This window comes from Paracoccus wurundjeri (genome assembly GCF_030678915.1).
GTDB lineage: Bacteria > Pseudomonadota > Alphaproteobacteria > Rhodobacterales > Rhodobacteraceae > Paracoccus > Paracoccus onubensis_A.
In genome coordinates this window covers 1-22,115 of sequence record NZ_JAUUTZ010000016.1, presented here as the reverse complement: position 1 = coordinate 22,115, position 22,115 = coordinate 1, and the positions used below count along the sequence as shown (strand labels likewise).

Sequence of the window (22,115 nt, the reverse complement as noted above, 5' to 3'; positions counted from 1 at the left end):
TTTCGGCAGCAAGATTCGGAGCGCCCAACTATCTCTGCGAACGTAAATCCATGCTCATGCATCAATGGAAGGCACGAGCATGGATCTCGGAAACAAAACCATCATCATCACTGGCGCGAGTAGTGGAATTGGAGCCGCCGCCGCAATTTTATGTGCGTCCCAGGGGGCAAATCTTGTCCTTGGCGCGCGCCGACATAATGAACTGCAATTGATCGTCGATCAGATCACTCAAAGCAACGGAAGTGCGACCTGCCTTGCAGGTGACGTGACAGACGAGGCCTATGCCGCAGCACTTGTCGCTTTGGCCGAAAGCACATTCGGTGGGCTTGACGGGGCATTCAACAATGCCGGAACAGTGGGGGCCATGGGCGCGGTCCCAGAGATGGAGAGCACGAACTGGCGTACCGTCATCGACACCAACCTCACGAGTGCGTTCTTCGCGGCAAAAGCTCAGATACCTGCACTGGTTGCGCGTGGAGGCGGATCAATTGTCTATACCAGCTCTTTTGTCGGCTTCAGTAATGGTGGCATGCCCGGAATGGGGGCTTATGCCGCATCCAAGGCCGGGATGATTGGATTGGTCCAGTCGCTGGCGTCCGATCATGCAAGCGACGGCATTCGTGTAAATGCGCTTCTACCCGGAGGAACGGTTACACCATCAGGAGGAGAAGGAAATCCCGCTGCTCTTGAGTTCATCGCAAATCTGCACCCGATGAAGCGGATGGCCAATTCAGCTGAAATCGCTGAAGCGGCACTTTTTCTCCTGTCCGGCAGATCCAGTTTCATGACAGGAACGCCGATGACCGTTGACGGCGGCATGTCGGTTCGGTTGCTCTGAAAAAACGGAGCTATTGGCGGGGGCCTGGCCCGATTGCGGTCCCTGCCGGACGGTAATCACGATTACGGCTGGCGTCGGGCGAGGTGCTTCGCCTGACCAAAGCGTTGTCCTTCGCCGCTCGTGCCGGGTGGGATTTGAAAGCAAGGCGCGGGGTGAGCCACGGCAAAAACGCCCTATATTAGGCTCAACAATAGACATATCGGGTAACGATCATGACCTCGAAACAGACCCAGACCGAACAAGACCCGCGCTGGCAAAACGTTGTGGACCGGGATGCGGGTGCAGATGGCAGTTTCGTGTTTGCCGTGAAAACCACGGGTATCTATTGCCGCCCATCATGCCCCTCGCGCCGTGCAAGCCCTGCCAACGTCACCTTCTATGACGCGCCAGAGGTCGCCGAGGCCGCAGGCTTCCGCCCCTGCATGCGCTGCAATCCCAACGGGCAATCATCCGCACAGGCCAATGCAGATATCATCGCCGAAGCCTGCCGTATCATCGAGGCGTCGGAAGAATTGCCAAAGCTGGACGATCTCGCCCGGCGCGTAGGCTTCAGCAGCCACTACTTTCACCGCCAATTCAAGGCAATCACCGGGTTGACCCCCCGCGAATGGGGCGCCGCGCATCGGGCGCAGAAGGTCCGCGCCGTGCTACAGGATAAGGAGAATACCGTGACCGAAGCGATTTATGACGCCGGTTTCAACGCGAACAGCCGGTTCTATGAAACGTCGAACAAGGTGCTGGGCATGACGCCTACCACCTTTCGTCAAGGCGGCAAGGACACCGACATTCTGTTCGCCGTGGGCGAAAGTTCCCTTGGTGCGATCCTCGTGGCCGAGAGCGACAAGGGGATCTGCGCCATTGCAATGGGCGACGATCCCGAGATTCTGGTCAATGATTTGCAGGATCGTTTTCCCAAGGCCAACCTGATTGGCGGCGACGAGGCTTTCGAGGCACGCGTCGCGCAGGTGGTCGGTTTTGTTGAGGCGCCTCGGATCGGGCTGGATCTGCCGCTGGATATTCGCGGCACCGCTTTCCAGCAGCGCGTCTGGCAGGCGCTGCGCGACATTCCCATAGGTGAGACGGTCAGTTACGCGCAGATCGCCCGCCAGATCGGCGCACCGAAATCGGTCCGCGCCGTGGCCGGGGCCTGTGCCGCCAACAAGATCGCGGTAGCGATACCCTGCCACCGCGTGGTGCGTAACGATGGTGAGCTTTCCGGTTATCGCTGGGGGATCGAGCGCAAACGCGCATTGCTGGAAAAGGAGTCCGCAGCATGAATGCCGTTACTGATTTCATCCCCTCCGCGCCGATCGTGAAATCGGCGGAAGCGCGTCTCGTGAGTTATGATTGGGCAGCTTTCACCGACGAGATGAACAATTTCGGCTGCGCAACGCTGAAAGACGTCCTGACTGTGGAAGAATGCCGCGATATCGCGGCCCTTTATCCGAAGGAGCAGCATTTCCGCAGCCACATCCACATGGCGCGGCATGGCTTCGGCAGGGGTGAATATCGTTATTTCAAATATCCGCTGCCGGATCTGCTGGGTGGGTTGCGCACGGCGCTTTGGCCGAAACTGGCGGGGGTTGCCAATAGCTGGAATGAACGCATGGGTATTGATCGGCGCTATCCCGAAGCGCATGTGGATTTCCTGCGCCAATGCCACGAAGCGGGGCAGAAACGCCCGACGCCGTTGCTGCTGCAATATGTTGCGGGCGACTTCAACTGCCTGCATCAGGACCTTTACGGTGACCTTGCCTTCCCGCTGCAAGTGGCGTTCCTGTTGTCGGAACCGGGCCGTGACTTCACCGGCGGCGAGTTCGTCCTGACCGAGCAACGCCCCAGGATGCAAAGCCGCGCCGAGGTGGTTCCGCTGAAGCAGGGTGACGCCGTGGTCTTTGCCGTCCACAACCGCCCGGTTAAGGGCAGCCGCGGCAATTACCGCGTCAACCTGCGCCACGGCGTCAGCCGCGTCCGCAGCGGCCAGCGCCACACCGTCGGGATCATCTTTCACGACGCGAAATGACCAGGACCTGTAAGTCCGCCCGGCAGTCGCGGTCATTTGCATAGCGATTACGCTTGTGCGTGTATCCCGTAGCGGATTTCACTTAACCATCATTCGATGGGAGACGGTTCCGCGTATAGGAGCATTTTGGGCCACCGGCGATGGAGACGCGGCGCATGACCATGACCTGAGTGCCGCGCAGCAATGCGGATTGCGTCCCGCGTATATCTACAGGAATTGCCATGCCCGGGACCCCCCGAAAGCCGGTATGTCCGGACTTTCGGATAAGTGGGGCTGTTCCGCAAGAGACCTGGCTGAACTTGCGACGAAACTTCTGCAACTATCTTGATAGTTGCCGCGAATGATGGCGTCGCCCCGCATTGCGTGGATTTAGCCAGCGTCTGTCTATGGGCCTGCGGCGAATGTTACAGGCTCGGCGGGCCGCGCCGCAGCAACCGACCATGCGATGAGGGGCGGGCGTCGGCTATCGCCCCCGGATAGCCAGACGATCGCGAAGCCGAAGCAATTCCCGCTCTATCGTGTCAAGCGCGTCTGGCGCGCCGTTGCGCGCTGCCGTGATTGCGTCGTCGATTGCCGCCCATGACGGATGATCATTGGCGATCAACTGGCCGTTCATATGCGCAACCGTCAAGGCATGGGCGTAAACCACGCGATATTCCGGGCGCCGGATGGCCTCGTCCCGCATATCCCTTAGCCGTTTGTGAAGCCTGATCCCTGTCATGACCCATAGATAGGAAGCGTGCCGCCAAGACAAAGCCCGGAATCGACGGAACGTCTCGTATTTCCGTGCAATAACAATAAAATCAAACTATTAATGGTGAATTCAAAGCTGCGGACACCGAACTCTGGCACATATCGCCACCGTTTCAGCCGGATGGAATGTCAGGCTTCGGGTAACGGGCTTGAAAGAACGGTCAAGTTTGGCTACATCACCCCTCGCATATACGAAGGAGCCGATCGTGGCCACCAATCCCGTCAAATTCATCACACAGGTTCGCGCCGAGGGTGCGAAGATCACATGGCCGACGCGCCGTGAAGTCGTGACCACGACTATCATGGTGTTGATCATGGCGGCTCTGACCAGCCTGTTCTTCTTCCTCGTGGATTTGGTGATTCGAACCGGATTGACCGAGGGGCTGAAGCTGATAAGCGGTTGATCGGGGCTTGCATTTTCGCGCGGGCGGCGGTATGTGCGCCCGACTGTCCGGCAAACGGCGTGCATCGAATCGATATGCGCGCCGATTTCGATTTTGTCGGAACGATTTGAATTCAAGGAGTTGGCGCGGATTCGCGTGATTCTCCCGGTGGTGAGCAGGGGTCGCTAGAGGCATGGCAAAACGTTGGTACTCGGTCAGCGTTCTTTCGAACTTCGAAAAGAAAGTCGCCGAGGCGATTCGTCTGGCGGTCGCTGAAAAGGGGCTTGAGGACCAGATTGAAGAAGTTCTGGTCCCGACCGAAGAGGTGATTGAAATTCGCCGTGGCAAGAAAGTGACCTCTGAGCGTCGCTTCATGCCGGGTTATGTCCTGGTCCGGATGGAAATGACGGATCGCAGCTATCACCTGGTGAACTCGATCAACCGGGTCAGCGGATTTCTTGGCGCCCATGGCAAGCCCATGCCGATGCGCGACGAAGAGGTGAACACGATCCTGAGCCGCACGGGCGAAGGGGAAGATGCCGCGCCGCGTAACCTGATCCGCTTCGATGTGGGCGAGAAGGTGAATGTGACCGACGGGCCTTTCGAGGGCTTTTCGGGGATGGTGGAAGAGGTCGACGATGCGGCCTCTCGTCTCAAGGTCACGGTATCGATCTTTGGCCGGCCAACGCCGGTCGAACTGGAATTCACGCAGGTCGCGAAGGCCTCGTGATTGGTCGCGGGAGGCGAGAGCCGTACCGCTAAGTCGGCCCCATGGACCCAATGACGGGCAGGGCATGATGATGAAGGAGAAGGCCAGATGGCCAAGAAAGTAGTCGGGCAGCTGAAGCTGCAGATCAAGGCGGGCGAAGCCAACCCGTCGCCCCCCGTCGGCCCTGCGCTGGGTCAGCGTGGGATCAATATCATGGAATTCTGCAAGGCATTCAACGCCAAGACGCAGGAGATGGAGAAGGGCGCGCCCGTTCCGGTGGTCATCACCTATTACGCGGACAAGTCCTTTACCTTCGAGACGAAGACTCCTCCGGCGTCCTTCCTGCTGAAAAAGGCCGCTGGCCTGAAGCCTCAGGGCAAACGGAACCGTGCGCGCGGTGGGGAAAAGCCCGGCCGTGAGACGGCTGGCTATGTGACCGTCAAGCAGGTGCGCGAGATCGCTGAAGCCAAGATGGCCGACCTGTCAGCCAATGACGTCGATCAGGCGATGAAGATCATTCTTGGTTCGGCCAAGTCGATCGGTATCGAGGTGAGAGGCTAAGCCATGGCAAAGATTTCCAAGAAAAAAGCCGCCGCCCGCGCCGCCTTTGAAGGCAAATCGAACCTTTCGGTCGAGGATGCGGTCAAGCTGGTCAAGGATAATGCCACCGCGAAATTCGATGAAAGCATCGAGATCGCGATGAATCTGGGCGTGAATCCGCGTCATGCCGATCAGATGGTGCGCGGCGTGGTGACGCTGCCCGCCGGGACCGGCAAGGATGTCCGTGTTGCCGTCTTCGCCCGTGGTCCGAAGGCCGACGAAGCGAAAGAGGCCGGTGCCGATATCATCGGCGCCGAGGATCTGATGGAAACCGTGCAGTCGGGCAAGATCGAATTCGACCGCTGCATTGCGACCCCCGACATGATGCCGCTGGTCGGCCGTCTGGGCAAGATCCTTGGTCCCCGGAACCTGATGCCGAACCCCAAGGTCGGTACGGTGACGATGGATGTCGCGGATGCCGTCAAGGCCGCCAAGGGCGGCGAGGTTCAGTTCAAGGCCGAGAAAGCCGGTGTGGTTCATGCCGGAATCGGCAAGGCGTCCTTCGAGGCCGACAAGCTGGCCGAGAATCTGCGCGCCTTTGTGGACGCCGTGAACAAGGCCAAGCCGTCGGGCGCGAAAGGGACCTATATGAAAAAGGTCTCGATCAGCTCGACCATGGGGCCGGGCGTTTCGGTGGATATCGCTTCGGCAACGACCGAAGCCTGACGAAATTTGCCGGAGCAATCCGGCGAATGGCGGGGCTGCCGCAAAGCCGCCCCGTCCTGTCCGAGACGGAGGGTGCCCGATCCCGCAAGGGTGACGGCTTAATGTCCTTCCCGAGATGGGGAACAAGCGTTTTTCCGAAGGCTGGCCTTCGGGCGATCTTGTCCCTGGCGGACCCGACCCGGTCCTTATGGCCCGGGAAATGTGAGAGCCGGGGGGAAACCCCCAAATTGGAGTGAAACCGTGGATAGAGCACAAAAAGAGCAAGTGGTCGAGGAACTCGGCCAGATCTTTGAAAGCTCTGGCGTCGTGGTGGTTGCCCACTACGAAGGGATGACGGTTGCGCAAATGCAGGACCTGCGCGCGCGTATGCGCGAAGCTGGTGGTGCGGTGCGTGTTGCCAAGAACAGGCTCGCCAAGATCGCCCTTGAGGGTAAGCCATGCGCAAGCATTGCAGAACACCTGACGGGCATGACCGTGCTCACCTATTCGGAGGACCCTGTCGCTGCTGCGAAGGTCGCCGACAAATACGCCAAGGATAACGAGAAATTCGTGATCCTCGGCGGTGCAATGGGTGACTCGGCTCTGGACGTTTCCGGCGTGAAAGCCGTTGCCGCGATGCCTTCGCGCGACGAGCTTATCGCTTCGATCGTGGGTTGCATCGGTGCACCCGCCTCGAACATCGCCGGAGCGATTGGCGCACCTGCAAGCAATATCGCAAGCATCCTCACGACTCTGGAAGAGCGTGAAGCTGCATAGATAGCAAACCCATTCCCGACAAGTGGTTGAATACCCGACGTTGGAACACTAACTGAAAGAACGGAAAAATGGCTGATCTTAAGAAACTCGCCGAAGAAATCGTGGGCCTGACCCTGCTGGAAGCCCAGGAACTGAAAACCATCCTCAAGGATGAATATGGCATCGAGCCCGCTGCTGGCGGCGCGGTGATGATGGCCGGTCCGGCTGCTGGCGGCGACGCCGGCGCTGCCGAAGAAAAAACCGAATTCGACGTTGTTCTGGTCGAAGCCGGTGCCAACAAGATCAACGTGATCAAGGAAGTTCGCGGCATCACCGGTCTGGGCCTGAAAGAAGCCAAGGACCTGGTCGAAGCTGGGGGCAAAGTCAAGGAAGGCGCTTCCAAGGACGAAGCCGAAGAGCTGAAAACGAAGCTCGAAGCGGCTGGTGCCAAGGTCGAGCTGAAATAATCGGCCTTCACGGCTGATCGGAATGGGCAGGGTCCGGGGTTTTCCGGTCCCTGCCGAACCTGTCTTGAAGGGCGGTTTGCGGTGACGCAGCGTCAGACCTTCCTTCAGGGCATGTTCGGAGTTCGGGCGCTGCACGGTGGGACGGGCGGCAAGTATGGAATTCCAACCCTGTATTCGCAGGCCGCGCCTCGGGGGCCCCGACCCGGGACGCGAGCGAAGACGAAAGGTGACTAGATCCCATGGCGCAATCTTATGTCGGTCAGAAGCGTATCCGCCGCTATTACGGCAATATCCGTGAAGTTCTGGAGATGCCGAACCTGATCGAGGTTCAGAAATCCTCTTACGAACTTTTCCTGAAATCGGGTGAAGGCGAGGGTCATAACGACGGCGACGGCATTCAGGGTGTTTTCCAGTCGGTGTTTCCGATCAAGGACTTCAACGAAACCGCGACGCTGGAATTCGTGAAATACGCTCTCGAACGTCCGAAATACGATGTCGACGAATGCCAACAGCGCGACATGACCTTTTCGGCGCCGCTGAAGGTCACCCTGCGGCTGATCGTGTTCGATGTCGACGAGAATACCGGGGCGCGTTCCGTCAAGGATATCAAGGAACAAGACGTCTATATGGGCGATATGCCCCTGATGACCCAGAACGGTACCTTCATCGTGAACGGAACCGAACGCGTCGTCGTCAGCCAGATGCACCGCAGCCCGGGCGTGTTCTTCGACCATGACCGTGGCAAGACGCACAGCTCGGGCAAGCTGCTGTTCGCCTGCCGGATCATCCCCTATCGCGGTTCCTGGCTGGATTTCGAATTCGACGCCAAGGATCTGGTTTTCGCGCGCATCGACCGCCGCCGGAAATTGCCGGTGACGACCCTGCTTTACGCGCTTGGCATGGATCAGGAAGGCATCATGGATGCTTTCTATGAGACGGTTGACTACACTCTGCGCAAGAATCAGGGCTGGATCACGCGCTTCTTCCCCGAGCGGGTCCGTGGTACGCGCCCGGCCTATGATCTGGTGAATGCCGATACCGGAGAGGTCATTACCAAGGCGGGCGACAAGGTGACTCCGCGTCTGGTCAAGCAATTGCTGGATTCGGGCGAACAGGTGAACCTGCTTGTTCCCTTCGACCGTATCGTCGGCCGTTTCGTCGCCAAGGATATCATCAACGAGGAAACCGGTTTCATCTATGCCGAGGCCGGCGATGAGATCACGGCGGAATACGACAAGGAAGGCGACCTGAGCGGTGGCCTGCTGAAGGTGCTGCTGGATAATGGCGTGGCGGATATTCCGGTTCTGGATATCGATCACGTCAATGTCGGCCCCTATATCCGCAACACCATGGCCTCGGACAAGAACATGAACCGGGAACAGGCGTTGATGGATATCTATCGCGTCATGCGCCCGGGCGAGCCGCCCACCGTCGAGGCCGCCTCGACCCTGTTCGACAGCCTGTTCTTCGATTCCGAGCGTTATGATCTGTCCGCTGTCGGCCGGGTCAAGATGAATATGCGTCTGGATCTGGATGCGCCGGACACGCAGCGCACCCTGCGCCCCGAGGATATCGTGGCCTGTGTGCGTGGCCTTGTCGAACTGCGCGACGGCAAGGGCGAGATCGACGATATCGACCATCTGGGCAACCGGCGTGTGCGTTCGGTCGGCGAGTTGATGGAGAATCAGTATCGCGTCGGCCTGCTGCGGATGGAGCGGGCGATCCGCGAGCGCATGTCGCAGACCGAGATCGACACCGTGATGCCGCAGGATCTGATCAATGCCAAGCCGGCGGCGGCCGCGGTGCGCGAGTTCTTTGGCTCGTCGCAGCTTTCGCAGTTCATGGACCAGACCAACCCGCTGTCAGAGGTGACGCATAAGCGCCGCCTGTCGGCGCTTGGGCCGGGCGGTCTGACGCGTGAGCGTGCGGGCTTCGAGGTTCGCGACGTTCATCCGACCCATTATGGCCGGATGTGCCCGATTGAGACGCCGGAAGGCCAGAATATCGGCCTGATCAACAGCCTCGCGACTTTCGCGCGGGTGAATAAATACGGCTTTATCGAGACCCCCTATCGCAAGGTCGAGGACGGTCAGGTGACCGATGACGTCGTCTATATGTCGGCGACCGAGGAGATGCGCCACACGGTCGCGCAGGCCAATGCGGAACTGGATGAAAACGGTAAATTCGTTCAGGAACTGGTCAGCACCCGTCAGGCGGGCGATTTCATGCTGAATCCGGTCGATGCCGTCGATCTGATCGACGTGTCGCCCAAGCAATTGGTTTCGGTCGCGGCGGCGCTTATCCCGTTCCTTGAAAACGACGACGCCAACCGCGCCCTGATGGGTTCGAACATGCAACGTCAGGCCGTGCCGCTGCTGCGGGCCGAAGCGCCGTTTGTCGGTACCGGGATGGAGGCCATCGTGGCCCGCGATTCCGGCGCCGCGATCATGGCGCGTCGTGGCGGGGTCATCGATCAGGTCGATGCCCAGCGGATCGTTGTCCGCGCCACCGAAGGGCTGGAAGCCGGCGATGCGGGCGTGGATATCTACCGTCTGCGCAAGTTCAAGCGTTCGAACCAATCGTCGACCATCAACCAGCGTCCGCTGGTCAAGGTGGGCGAGAAAGTCGTGGGCGGTCAGGTGATTGCCGACGGTCCCTCGACCGATCTGGGGGAACTGGCCATTGGCCGGAACGTGGTCGTCGCCTTCATGCCCTGGAATGGCTACAACTACGAGGACTCGATCCTGATCTCCGAGCGGATTCACCGCGACGACGTATTCACCTCGATCCATATCGATGAATACGAGGTCGCCGCGCGTGACACCAAGCTGGGGCCAGAGGAAATCACCCGCGACATCCCGAACGTGGGTGAAGAGGCGCTGCGCAATCTGGATGAGGCAGGCGTCGTCTATATCGGCGCCGAGGTCGGACCGGGCGATATTCTGGTTGGTAAGATCACGCCGAAGGGCGAAAGCCCGATGACGCCGGAAGAAAAACTTCTGCGCGCTATCTTCGGTGAGAAGGCCTCGGACGTCCGCGACACCTCGCTGCGTCTGCCGCCAGGTGCTTACGGGACCATTGTGGAAGTGCGGGTGTTCAACCGGCATGGCGTCGACAAAGACGAGCGCGCGCTTCAGATCGAGCGTGAGGAAGTCGAGCGTCTGGCCCGTGACCGTGACGACGAACAGGCGATTCTGGACCGCAACATTTATGCGCGTCTGAAATCGCTGATCGTCGGCAAGCTTGCCGTCAAGGGGCCGAAAGGCATCAAGCCGAAATCCGAGATCACCGAAGAACTGCTGGGCACGCTGAGCCGTGGCCAGTGGTGGCAGCTTGCCGTCGGTGAAGAGGATATCGCCAAGGAAGTCGAAGCGCTGAATCAGCAATACGACAGCCAGAAGAAGGCGCTTGAGGCCCGCTTTGAGGACAAGGTCGAAAAGGTCCGTCAGGGTGACGATCTGCCGCCGGGTGTCATGAAGATGGTCAAGGTCTTCGTCGCCGTGAAGCGCAAGCTTCAGGCGGGCGACAAGATGGCCGGTCGTCACGGCAACAAGGGTGTCGTCTCGAAAGTCGTGCCGATGGAGGATATGCCGTTCCTTTCGGACGGAACTCCGGTCGATCTGGTGATGAACCCGCTGGGCGTGCCGTCGCGGATGAACGTCGGGCAGATCCTCGAAACCCATATGGGCTGGGCATCGCGCGGTCTTGGCATCAAGATCGACGAGGCGCTTGAAGCCTATCGCCGCGATGGCGATATGAGCCCGGTTCGGGACGCCATGCAGAACGGTTACGGCGAGGATATCTATACCGAGACCTTCGCGGATATGGACGATGACAGGCTTGTCGAACATGCCGAGGCGGTCCGTACGGGTGTCCCGATCGCCACGCCGGTCTTCGACGGTGCCAAGGAGGCCGATATCAACGACGCATTGACCCGCGCCGGTTTCGATACCTCGGGGCAATCGATCGTCTTCGACGGCCGCACGGGCGAGCAGTTCGCGCGTCCGGTTACCGTGGGCATGAAATATATCCTGAAGCTGCATCACCTTGTCGACGACAAGATGCATGCCCGCTCGACCGGACCTTACAGCCTTGTGACCCAACAGCCGCTGGGCGGTAAGGCGCAATTCGGCGGTCAGCGACTGGGTGAGATGGAGGTCTGGGCGCTGGAAGCCTATGGCGCCGCCTATACCCTGCAGGAAATGCTGACGGTGAAGTCGGACGACGTGGCGGGCCGCACCAAGGTCTACGAGTCCATCGTCAAGGGCGAGGACAATTTCGAAGCCGGTGTGCCCGAATCGTTCAACGTGCTGGTCAAGGAGGTCCGGGGTCTGGGCCTCAATATGGAACTCCTGGATGCGGAGGAAGAGGAAGAGTGAGGGCTGCCACCCTCACCACCCTTCTTCCGCGCCCTTTCACAAGGATTGAAAAATGAACCAGGAACTTGCCACCAATCCCCTGAACCCGATGGCCGCGCCTCGGCAGTTCGATGAAATCAAGATCTCGCTCGCATCGCCCGAGGAAATCCTCGCGTGGTCTTTCGGTGAGGTGAAGAAACCCGAAACCATCAACTACCGGACCTTCAAGCCGGAACGCGATGGCCTGTTCTGTGCCCGCATCTTCGGGCCGATCAAGGATTACGAATGCCTTTGTGGCAAATACAAGCGGATGAAATATCGCGGCCTCGTCTGCGAGAAATGCGGTGTTGAAGTTACGCTGCAAAAAGTCCGCCGCGAACGTATGGGTCATATCGAACTGGCCGCGCCTGTTGCGCATATCTGGTTCCTCAAGTCGCTGCCGTCTCGCATCGGTCTGATGCTGGACATGACGCTGCGCGATCTTGAGCGTATTCTTTACTTCGAGAACTACGTGGTGATCGAACCCGGTCTGACCGATCTGACCTATGGTCAGCTGATGACCGAAGAAGAATATATGGATGCCCAGGACAACTGGGGCGCCGACGCTTTCACCGCCGATATCGGCGCGGAAGCGATCCGCACCATGCTGGCCAATATCGACCTTGCCGCCACTGCCGAGCAATTGCGCGAGGATCTGAAAGAGGCCACGGGCGAACTGAAGCCGAAAAAGATCATCAAGCGGCTGAAAATTGTCGAGAGTTTCCTTGAATCCGGCAACCGCCCGGAATGGATGGTCATGACCGTCCTTCCGGTCATTCCGCCCGAACTGCGCCCGCTGGTTCCGCTGGATGGCGGCCGGTTTGCGACTTCGGATCTGAACGACCTGTACCGCCGGGTCATCAACCGCAACAATCGCCTGAAGCGGCTGATAGAATTGCGCGCACCCGATATCATCGTGCGCAACGAAAAGCGGATGTTGCAGGAATCGGTCGATGCGCTGTTCGATAACGGCCGTCGTGGCCGTGTGATCACGGGCAATAACCGCCGTCCGCTGAAATCGCTGTCGGACATGCTGAAAGGCAAGCAGGGGCGTTTCCGTCAGAACCTTCTGGGAAAACGGGTCGACTTCTCGGGCCGTTCGGTCATCGTGACCGGGCCGGAACTCAAGCTGCATCAGTGCGGGTTGCCGAAGAAGATGGCGCTGGAGCTGTTCAAGCCGTTCATCTATTCGCGGCTCGAGGCCAAGGGGCTGTCCAGCACCGTTAAACAGGCGAAAAAGCTGGTCGAGAAAGAGCGTCCCGAGGTTTGGGATATTCTCGATGAAGTCATCCGTGAGCATCCGGTTCTGCTGAACCGTGCGCCGACGCTGCACCGTCTGGGCATTCAGGCGTTCGAGCCGATCCTGATCGAGGGCAAGGCGATCCAGCTTCACCCGCTGGTCTGTTCGGCCTTCAACGCCGATTTCGACGGCGACCAGATGGCTGTTCACGTGCCGCTGTCGCTTGAAGCCCAGCTTGAAGCCCGCGTTCTGATGATGTCCACGAACAACGTTCTGTCGCCCGCGAACGGCGCGCCGATCATCGTGCCGTCGCAGGACATGATCCTTGGTCTCTATTACATCACGATGGAGCGCGAGGGCATGAAGGGCGAGGGCATGGTCTTCGCCAATGTCGAAGAGGTCGAGCATGCGCTTGCCGCTGGTGAGGTGCATCTGCACGCGCGGGTCACCGCCCGTCTGCGCCAGATCGACGAAAACGGCAACGAGGTCATCAAGCGCTATGAAACCACGCCGGGCCGGATCCGGCTGGGCGCGCTGTTGCCGATGAACGCCAAGGCGCCGTTCGAGCTTGTCAACCGCCTGCTGCGCAAGAAAGACGTGCAGTATGTCATCGACACCGTCTATCGTTACTGTGGCCAGAAAGAGTCGGTGATCTTCTGCGATCAGATCATGGGCATGGGTTTCCGCGAAGCCTTCCGCGCAGGTATCAGCTTCGGCAAGGACGATATGGTCGTTCCCGACAACAAATGGACGATCGTCGACGAGGTGCAGGACCAGGTGAAGGAGTTCGAACAACAATATCTGGACGGTCTCATCACCCAGGGCGAGAAGTACAACAAGGTCGTGGACGCATGGTCGAAATGCAACGACCGTGTGACCGAAGCCATGATGTCCACCATCTCGGCCAAGAAGAAGGACGAGGGCGGAGCCGAAAAGGAACCGAACAGCGTCTATATGATGGCGCATTCGGGCGCCCGGGGTTCGGTCAACCAGATGAAGCAGCTTGGCGGGATGCGCGGGCTGATGGCCAAGCCGAATGGCGAGATCATCGAAACGCCGATCATTTCGAACTTCAAGGAGGGCCTGACCGTTCTTGAATACTTCAACTCGACCCACGGTGCCCGGAAGGGGCTGTCGGATACCGCGTTGAAAACCGCGAACTCGGGTTACCTGACCCGGCGTCTGGTCGATGTCGCGCAGGACTGCATCATCCGCGAGCATGATTGCGGAACGGATCAGTCGATCACTGCCGCGGCCGCCGTGAACGATGGCGAGGTGATTGCCCCGCTGTCCGAGCGTGTGCTTGGCCGGGTTGCTGCCGAGGATGTTCTGGTTCCGGGCGAAAACGAGATCATTGTCCGTGCGGGCGATCTGATCGACGAGCGCAAGGCGGATGAGATCGAGGCGGCTGGCGTAGCCACTGTCCGTATCCGTTCGGCCCTGACCTGCGAATCCGAAGATGGTATCTGTGCGCTGTGCTATGGCCGCGATCTGGCGCGGGGCACGATCGTCAATATCGGCGAAGCTGTCGGCATCATCGCCGCGCAGTCGATCGGTGAACCGGGCACGCAGCTGACCATGCGGACCTTCCATATCGGCGGTATCGCTCAGGGTGGACAGCAATCCTTCCAGGCGTCGGCCCATGAAGGCACCGTGCAGTTCCGGAACGAGAACGTTCTGACCAATGCGAATGGCGAACCTGTCGTGATGTCGCGCAACATGCAGATCGTCATTCTTGACGATCAGGGCAACGAGCGTGCCAATCACAAGCTGTTCTACGGCTCGAAGCTGTTCGTGAAGGATGGTGAGCGGGTGATCCGTGGCGCCAAGCTGTTCGAATGGGATCCCTATACCCTGCCGATCATCGCCGAAAAGGGTGGCGTGGCCAAATTCGTCGATCTGACATCGGGTGTTTCGGTACGCGATGAAACCGACGAGGCGACCGGCATGTCGCAGAAGATCGTGACCGACTGGCGCTCGGCGCCCAAGGGCAACGATCTGAAGCCCGAGATCATCATCATGGATGAGAACGGCGAACCGGTTCGCAACGAGCAGGGCAACCCGGTCAGCTATCCGATGTCGGTGGATGCCATTCTGTCGATCGAGGACGGGCAGGAAATTCGTCCGGGTGACGTGGTTGCACGTATCCCGCGCGAAGGCGCACGGACCAAGGACATCACCGGGGGTCTGCCCCGCGTGGCGGAACTGTTCGAGGCGCGTCGTCCCAAGGATCACGCGATCATCGCCGAAATCGACGGTTATGTGCGCTTTGGCAAGGACTACAAGAACAAGCGCCGCATCGCCATCGAGCCGTCGGAAGAAGGGCGCGAGCCGGTCGAATACATGGTGCCGAAAGGCAAGCACATCCCGGTGCAGGAAGGCGACTTCGTGCAGAAGGGGGACTACATCATGGACGGTAACCCGGCTCCGCATGACATCCTGCGGATCATGGGGATCGAGGCGCTTGCCGATTACCTGATCGACGAGGTTCAGGACGTGTATCGTCTGCAAGGTGTGAAGATCAACGACAAGCATATCGAGGTGATCGTTCGCCAGATGCTTCAGAAGATCGAGATCATCGACAGCGGCGAGACCACGCTTCTGAAAGGCGAGCATGTCGAGCGCGACGAGTTCGACGCCGAAAATGCCAAGATCGAAGCGCGCGGCGGCCGTCCGGCCACAGGTGAACCGGTTCTGCTGGGCATCACCAAGGCCAGCCTGCAGACCCGCAGCTTCATCTCGGCGGCGTCCTTCCAGGAAACCACCCGCGTGCTGACCGAAGCCTCGGTTCAGGGCAAGCGCGACAAGCTGGTCGGGCTGAAAGAGAACGTCATCGTCGGCCGCCTGATCCCGGCAGGTACGGGTGGCGCGACCTCGCGCGTTCGCCGTATCGCCACCGAGCGCGATAACGAGGTGATCGATGCCCGCCGTGCTGAAGCCGAAGCGGCTGCGGTTCTGGCAGCGCCCGCTCCGGCAGAGGAAAGTGCCCCGGCCGGAGCACCCGATACCGGCAGCCAAGAATAACCCGCTGCCCAAGCGACAGGAAAGGCCCGGCATTTGCCGGGCCTTTTTATATGCGATTGCGGCAAGAAACGGGGCGTAAATCCTGTCGGCCCGGTGGGCGTCGGGCAGAAAGAGCTGCTTGATCGGCCTCTATCCGTAATCTCTCCCCCTTGCTCCTGCCTGAACGACCGCCTAACGCTTGGGGCAGAGGGACGGAAATCAATGCGCACGCCACTTATATCGCCATTCCGGCGGGTCAGCCCCGCCTCGATCAGGACACAGCCCCATCAGCCCGGAGACAATCTGCGTGGCGCTTTGCTGATGTGTTTCTCGATGGTTGGATTCACCTGCAATGACACGGTGATGAAATTCGTCACACAGGATATGCCGCTATATCAGGCCATGACCTTGCGGGGGCTGGCGGTGATGGTTGGCATCATGATCCTTGCGCAGCGGGAGGGCGGGCTGCGCCTGCAGGTTCCCCGCACGGATCGTGTCGCGATGGCGTTCCGGATCGTGGGGGAGCTTGGGTCGACGGTGCTGTTCCTGAATGCGCTTCAGAATATGGCGATCGGCGATCTTTCGGCGGTCATGCAGTCGCTGCCGCTTGTGGTGATGTTGTCGGCGGCCCTGCTGTTCGGCGAAAAACTGGGCTGGAGGCGGATGAGCGCGGTTGCCATCGGGTTGATCGGCGTCGTGATCATCCTGCGACCGGGCACCGGTACATTCGGGATCTGGTCGCTGGTGGCCCTGGCGGCGGTGGCGCTTGTCGCCATGCGCGATCTGGTGACCCGGACTGTCGGGCGGGGGGTCAGTTCGATCACGATCGCTTTCTATACCGCCATGACCGTGACCCTGATGGGCTTTCTGGCAAGCCTGTGGCAGGGCTGGGTTATGCCGGGAATATCACAAATCCTTTTGCTTATGCTTGGCGGTGCGTTCCTGACGCTTGGCTATATGACCGCCGTTGCCGCGATGCGGATCGGAGAGATCAGTTATGTTGCGCCGTTCCGCTATGTTTCGCTGATCGTGGCGATTGCGGCAGGGCTGCTGGTGTTCCATGAATGGCCGGATATCTGGACATGGACCGGGGCGGCGCTTGTCGTTGGCGCCGGAATCTATTCCATCTGGCGTGAAGCGCAATTGAAGGGGGAATGATGCGGGTACAGATGCTGGGGCTTTGCCGGTTCTCCTATGTCGGAATGCGTGGCTACCAGGTCGAGCACGAAAGCTATGATGAAAGACGAGCCTATCTTTACGATCCGCAGCGGCTTGCGCGACGCTGGTTCTGGTTCACCGAGATCGCCCTTCCGGCATGGCGCATGCAGACGGATCCCGATTTTACGCTGGTCGTGATGACCGGGCCGGATCTGCCAGAGCCCTATCTGGGCATGTTGCGGGATCTGGAAGCCGAGATCCCGCAGCTGAAGCTGGAACTGGTGCCGCCGATGAAATATCACCTGAAAGCGTGCCGGGCGGCTGTCGCGCCGCATATCGATCCGTCTGCCGATGTGATCGGGCATTTCCGCCATGATGACGACGATGCTGTCGCCGTGAATTACATCGAGGCGGCGCGCAAGGATTTTCGTCGTGTAAAGGGCCTGTGGAAAACCGAGGGCAAGCTGTCTCTGGATTATTCGCGCGGCCTGATCCTGAAATTCGAGAATGGCAAGGTCAGGCTGATTCCGCGTATTTGCCACAATGCGACTGCCGCTTTGACGATTTTCCTGCCTCCGGATGCGGACGAAACCGCATTGAATTACGATCATTCCAAGCTGGCGCAATGGATGCCGGGCGTGGCGGTGACACGTCCGCTGATGTTTGTCCGCACGCTTCACGGCGACAATGATTCGGGCGATATGGGGCCGGGCCTGCCGTGGCAACTGGATGAAGAGGCCCTGAACCGTCAGATTTCTGCGCGGTTTGGCCTGAGACCCCAATGGCTGGAAAAGATCGCAGCCGGGTTGTAAGAGCAAGCTCTGCCTCCGAGCCGGACCGGAAGGTGCCGCATGCGGGGGATAGTCTTAACAGGATCGAATTGGGCGATATGAAGATTCAGCCGATCGGGGTTTGCCGTTTTTCACTGTTGACGACGGGCGGGTTCAAACGCGGTCCCGCGTCGCTGGATGAGCGCCGGGCCTTTCTGTTTCAGGAATCCCGCCTTGCGCTTCGGATGGCATGGTTCAGGCATGTGGTGATGCCCTCGATCCGGGCGCAGAGCGATCAGGGTTTTCTTTTCGTCGTGCTGGCAAGCGATCTCATGCCGCAGAAATGGCAGGATGAACTGGCGGAAATCGTAGCGGATTGTCCGGTCGTCAGGCTGGAATTTATCGCGCCGGGGAAGCATTTCCAGATCTGCAATGCGCCATTCTCGAAATATCTGCATCCGGACACCGATATCGTCGCCCAGTTCCGGCTGGATGACGACGATGCGGTTGCCGTGAATTACATCGACCGGGTGCGCAGGGATTTCGAAACCTATCTTGCACCGCTATATCGGCAATACGGGATGGTCAGTGGCGATTATACCAGCGGTTTCGTACTGGAGGCGGACGGAACGCAGGCCAATCTGCATCGCGTATTCGCCTCGACCTGGAATTGCGGGCAGACGGTCTATCTGCCTGCCGGTTCGCGTCAGGGCCTGTTTGGCTGGGGGCATCATCAGTTGCATTGTCATATGCCGACCGTGACCCTGCATGACGGCAACATGTTCCTGCGCGGTCGTCATGATACGAATGACAGCGCGTTCCGGTTGCCTGACCATAACAGTCGGCCCTGGGAACTGGATGCGCTGAAGCGTCGCTTTGACATCGATCTGGCGGCGCTGCAGGATGCGCTTCGAAAGCTGCCGTCCTGACATTGCCGATATGCGGATGATGAAACGGCAGGGCATAAATCCACTGCGATGGATTGACAGCCTTCCCGATTCCCCCTATACGCCCCGCACCCGGCGGAGTTCCGCCTTGGGTACCAGAACCTATGTGGTCATGATCCGGGCCAGATCGCCCCGATCCTCTGGAATTTTCCCGTCCACCCCTTTTCGTGGGGCCGGATGGGTTTGGCGTTTCGCGATTCGCGTGAAACGCCGTCGAGAAGTGGCGCAGCCGGTGGCTGCGAGTATTGACAGAGCAAGACGGGGAACCGAATGCCGACTATTCAACAGCTGATCCGCAAGCCGCGGCAGCCCAGAGTGCAGCGCAGTAAGTCGATGCATCTTCAAGGATGCCCGCAGAAGCGTGGCGTCTGCACGCGCGTCTATACCACGACGCCGAAAAAACCGAACTCCGCTATGCGTAAAGTCGCCAAGGTGCGTCTGACGAATGGCTTCGAGGTCATCTCTTATATTCCGGGCGAAAAGCACAACCTCCAGGAGCACAGCGTCGTGCTGATCCGTGGCGGCCGTGTGAAAGACCTTCCGGGTGTCCGTTACCACATCCTGCGCGGTGTTCTGGATACCCAGGGCGTCAAAGATCGTCGTCAGCGTCGTTCGAAATACGGCGCCAAGCGTCCGAAGTAAGGAGATAGGCAGATGTCCCGTCGTCACGCCGCTGAAAAGCGCGAAATCCTGCCCGACGCCAAATTTGGCGATCGTGTGCTGACCAAATTCATGAACAACCTGATGGTTGACGGCAAGAAATCCACCGCCGAGCGTATCGTCTACAACGCGCTCGACCGTGTCGAGCAGCGCCTGAAGCGCGAGCCGATCGAAGTCTTCCACGAAGCACTCGACAATGTGAAGCCTTCCGTTGAAGTGCGTTCGCGCCGCGTCGGTGGTGCCACCTATCAGGTTCCGGTCGAAGTTCGCCCGATCCGCCGTGAGGCTCTGGCGATCCGCTGGCTGATCACCGCCGCCAAGAACCGCAACGAACACACCATGGAAGAGCGTCTTGCGGGCGAATTGTCCGACGCCGTCAATGGCCGCGGTACCGCCGTCAAGAAGCGCGAAGACACTCACAAGATGGCCGACGCGAACAAAGCGTTCAGCCATTACCGCTGGTAAACGGAAGGAAGGCCCATCATGGCACGCGAATATCCGCTACAGCGTTATCGTAACTTCGGCATCATGGCTCATATCGATGCCGGCAAGACCACGATGACCGAGCGCATCCTGTTCTACACCGGCAAGAACCACAAGATCGGCGAGACCCATGACGGCGCCTCGACGATGGACTGGATGGAACAGGAAGCCGAGCGCGGTATCACCATCACTTCGGCTGCGACCACGACTTTCTGGCAGCGCCAGGAAGATCCGTCCGCCGAGGGCACGTCGGATACCAAATACCGTCTCAACATCATCGATACGCCGGGTCACGTCGATTTCACCATCGAGGTCGAGCGTTCGCTGGCTGTTCTTGACGGCGCTGTCGCGTTGCTGGATGGGAATGCCGGCGTCGAGCCGCAGACTGAAACGGTGTGGCGTCAGGCTGACCGCTACAAGGTGCCGCGTCTGGTCTTCGTCAACAAGATGGACAAGATCGGCGCCGATTTCTTCAATTGCGTGAAGATGGTCAAGGACCGGACGGGCGGAACGCCTTGCCCGATCGTATTGCCGATCGGCGCCGAGGATAATCTTGAAGGCATTATCGACCTGATCACCATGGAAGAATGGGTCTGGACGGGCGAGGATCTTGGCGCAAGCTGGGTTCGTCAGCCGATCCGCGACAGCCTGATGGATCTGGCGACCGAGTGGCGCAACAACATGATCGAACTTGCCGTCGAGCAGGACGATGACGCTATGGAAGCCTATCTGGAAGGCAATGAGCCCGATGCCGATACGCTGCGCAAGCTTATCCGCAAAGGCACGCTGTCACTGTCCTTCTTCCCGATGCTTGCTGGTTCCGCATTCAAGAACAAGGGTGTACAGCCGCTTCTGAACGCCGTGATCGACTTTCTGCCGGGGCCGCAAGACGTTCCGACCCTGATGGGCTTCTCGCCCGATGACGAGAACGAAGAGCGCAATATCCCACGGAATGCGGATGATGCTGAACCGTTCTCGGCGCTGGCCTTCAAGATCATGAACGACCCCTTCGTCGGTTCGCTGACCTTCACCCGGATCTATTCCGGTGTGCTGAAGAAGGGCGACAGCATGCTGAACTCGACCAAGGGCAAGCGCGAGCGTGTCGGCCGGATGATGCTGATGCATTCGAAGGACCGGACCGAGATCGAAGAGGCGTTTGCGGGCGATATCATCGCGCTGGCCGGTCTGAAAGAGACCACCACGGGCGACACGCTTTGCGATCCGGTCAAGCAGGTGGTTCTGGAAACCATGACCTTCCCCGAGCCGGTGATCGAGATCGCGGTCGAGCCGAAATCCAAGGCCGACCAGGAGAAAATGGGTCTGGCCCTGCAGCGTCTGGCGGCCGAGGATCCGTCCTTCCGCGTTGAAACCGATCTGGAATCGGGGCAGACGATCATGAAGGGGATGGGTGAACTTCACCTGGACATTCTGGTCGACCGCATGAAGCGGGAGTTCAAGGTCGAGGCGAATATCGGTGCGCCGCAGGTGGCGTATCGGGAAACCATCTCGCAGCCTGCCGAGATCGACTATACCCACAAGAAGCAGACCGGCGGTACGGGCCAGTTCGCCCGCGTCAAGCTGGAAATTCAGCCGACCGAGCCGGGCGAGGGTTATTCCTTCGAATCGCGCATCGTCGGCGGTGCGGTGCCGAAGGAATATATCCCGGGCGTCGAGAAAGGCATCAAATCGGTGATGGATTCCGGTCCGCTGGCCGGTTTCCCGGTGATCGATTTCAAGGTCGCACTGCTTGATGGTGCTTTCCACGATGTCGACTCGTCGGTTCTGGCCTTCGAGATCGCTTCCCGCGCGGCAATGCGTGAAGGTCTGCGCAAGGCCGGTGCGAAACTGCTCGAGCCGATCATGAAGGTCGAAGTCGTGACGCCGGAGGAATATACCGGTTCGATCATCGGCGACCTGACCAGCCGTCGCGGCATGGTTCGCGGACAGGATAGCCGCGGCAATGCGAATGTCATCGATGCTGCGGTGCCGCTGGCAAACATGTTCGGCTATATTAACAACCTGCGCTCGATGTCTTCGGGTCGTGCGGTGTTCACGATGCAGTTCTCGCATTACGAGGCCGTTCCGCAGAATATCTCGGACGAAATTCAAAAGAAATACGCGTGATCCGATGCGCCTTCGGGCGCATCTTCGAAGAACGAAAAGGAGCCAATCATGGCAAAGGCAAAGTTTGAACGGAACAAACCGCACGTCAATATCGGGACGATTGGTCACGTTGACCACGGCAAGACGACTTTGACGGCAGCGATCACGAAGTATTTTGGC

The 22,115-nt window shown here is 59.4% G+C and carries 19 protein-coding genes; 18 read left to right on the top strand and 1 reads right to left on the bottom strand.

The window, feature by feature from the left end; translation table 11 throughout:
- Window positions 1-79 precede the first annotated feature (79 nt).
- The 3 genes from Q0601_RS15615 (at window position 80) to Q0601_RS15605 (ending at window position 2,861) form a co-directional block, all read left to right on the top strand.
- On the top strand, window positions 80-838 hold the full coding sequence (locus Q0601_RS15615) for an SDR family oxidoreductase (protein ID WP_305290792.1): 759 nt from the start codon (window positions 80-82) through the stop codon (window positions 836-838).
- A 212-nt stretch (window positions 839-1,050) separates the two neighbouring features.
- Complete coding sequence (ada, locus tag Q0601_RS15610) at window positions 1,051-2,115, top strand: bifunctional DNA-binding transcriptional regulator/O6-methylguanine-DNA methyltransferase Ada (RefSeq protein WP_305290791.1); 1,065 nt, start codon at window positions 1,051-1,053, stop codon at window positions 2,113-2,115.
- Window positions 2,112-2,861: a 2OG-Fe(II) oxygenase gene (locus tag Q0601_RS15605; RefSeq protein ID WP_305290789.1), complete on the top strand. Its 750-nt coding sequence runs from the start codon at window positions 2,112-2,114 to the stop codon at window positions 2,859-2,861. The genes ada and Q0601_RS15605 overlap by 4 nt, the downstream gene beginning before the upstream one ends.
- Before the next feature lie 463 nt (window positions 2,862-3,324).
- Here the strand turns inward: Q0601_RS15605 and Q0601_RS15600 are convergent, their stop codons facing one another.
- Window positions 3,325-3,546, bottom strand: a complete 222-nt coding sequence (locus Q0601_RS15600; protein WP_305290788.1) for a hypothetical protein — start codon at window positions 3,544-3,546, stop codon at window positions 3,325-3,327.
- Window positions 3,547-3,817: 271 nt separating this feature from the next.
- On the opposite strand from Q0601_RS15600, the gene secE reads away from it, so the two are divergent.
- The 15 genes from secE to Q0601_RS15525 form a co-directional block, all read left to right on the top strand.
- Entirely contained in the window at window positions 3,818-4,018 is a 201-nt protein-coding gene (gene secE / locus Q0601_RS15595) for a preprotein translocase subunit SecE (RefSeq protein ID WP_232845103.1), read from the top strand.
- A 172-nt stretch (window positions 4,019-4,190) separates the two neighbouring features.
- Window positions 4,191-4,727, top strand: coding sequence for a transcription termination/antitermination protein NusG (gene nusG, locus Q0601_RS15590; RefSeq protein WP_119751653.1), 537 nt, complete (start codon window positions 4,191-4,193; stop codon window positions 4,725-4,727).
- An 87-nt stretch (window positions 4,728-4,814) separates the two neighbouring features.
- A complete protein-coding gene (gene rplK / locus Q0601_RS15585) occupies window positions 4,815-5,267 on the top strand; it encodes a 50S ribosomal protein L11 (RefSeq protein WP_119751652.1) in 453 nt (150 codons plus the stop codon).
- Window positions 5,268-5,270: 3 nt separating this feature from the next.
- Window positions 5,271-5,972, top strand: coding sequence for a 50S ribosomal protein L1 (rplA, locus tag Q0601_RS15580; protein ID WP_305290786.1), 702 nt, complete (start codon window positions 5,271-5,273; stop codon window positions 5,970-5,972).
- A 240-nt stretch (window positions 5,973-6,212) separates the two neighbouring features.
- Window positions 6,213-6,728 carry a 50S ribosomal protein L10 gene (gene rplJ / locus Q0601_RS15575; protein WP_119751650.1) on the top strand — a complete coding sequence of 172 codons (516 nt, stop codon included), beginning with the start codon at window positions 6,213-6,215 and terminating at the stop codon, window positions 6,726-6,728.
- A gap of 68 nt (window positions 6,729-6,796) precedes the next feature.
- On the top strand, window positions 6,797-7,174 hold the full coding sequence (rplL, locus tag Q0601_RS15570; protein WP_119751649.1) for a 50S ribosomal protein L7/L12: 378 nt from the start codon (window positions 6,797-6,799) through the stop codon (window positions 7,172-7,174).
- Window positions 7,175-7,413: 239 nt separating this feature from the next.
- Complete coding sequence (gene rpoB / locus Q0601_RS15565; RefSeq protein ID WP_305290785.1) at window positions 7,414-11,553, top strand: DNA-directed RNA polymerase subunit beta; 4,140 nt, start codon at window positions 7,414-7,416, stop codon at window positions 11,551-11,553.
- Window positions 11,554-11,605: 52 nt separating this feature from the next.
- Complete coding sequence (gene rpoC, locus Q0601_RS15560) at window positions 11,606-15,835, top strand: DNA-directed RNA polymerase subunit beta' (RefSeq protein ID WP_305290784.1); 4,230 nt, start codon at window positions 11,606-11,608, stop codon at window positions 15,833-15,835.
- 201 nt (window positions 15,836-16,036) lie between these two features.
- Window positions 16,037-16,972 carry a DMT family transporter gene (locus Q0601_RS15555; RefSeq protein WP_305290783.1) on the top strand — a complete coding sequence of 312 codons (936 nt, stop codon included), beginning with the start codon at window positions 16,037-16,039 and terminating at the stop codon, window positions 16,970-16,972.
- Window positions 16,972-17,784, top strand: a complete 813-nt coding sequence (locus Q0601_RS15550; RefSeq protein WP_305290782.1) for a glycosyltransferase — start codon at window positions 16,972-16,974, stop codon at window positions 17,782-17,784. The genes Q0601_RS15555 and Q0601_RS15550 overlap by 1 nt, the downstream gene beginning before the upstream one ends.
- Window positions 17,754-18,671: a glycosyltransferase gene (locus tag Q0601_RS15545; protein ID WP_305290781.1), complete on the top strand. Its 918-nt coding sequence runs from the start codon at window positions 17,754-17,756 to the stop codon at window positions 18,669-18,671. Before Q0601_RS15550 ends, Q0601_RS15545 begins: the two co-directional genes overlap by 31 nt.
- Before the next feature lie 288 nt (window positions 18,672-18,959).
- Entirely contained in the window at window positions 18,960-19,331 is a 372-nt protein-coding gene (gene rpsL / locus Q0601_RS15540; protein WP_042252808.1) for a 30S ribosomal protein S12, read from the top strand.
- A 12-nt stretch (window positions 19,332-19,343) separates the two neighbouring features.
- Window positions 19,344-19,814, top strand: a complete 471-nt coding sequence (gene rpsG / locus Q0601_RS15535; RefSeq protein ID WP_119751644.1) for a 30S ribosomal protein S7 — start codon at window positions 19,344-19,346, stop codon at window positions 19,812-19,814.
- 18 nt (window positions 19,815-19,832) lie between these two features.
- A complete protein-coding gene (fusA, locus tag Q0601_RS15530; RefSeq protein ID WP_305290780.1) occupies window positions 19,833-21,956 on the top strand; it encodes an elongation factor G in 2,124 nt (707 codons plus the stop codon).
- Window positions 21,957-22,004: 48 nt separating this feature from the next.
- Window positions 22,005-22,115: GTP-binding protein (locus Q0601_RS15525; protein ID WP_160384254.1), on the top strand; the 111-nt coding region annotated here is incomplete at its 3' end.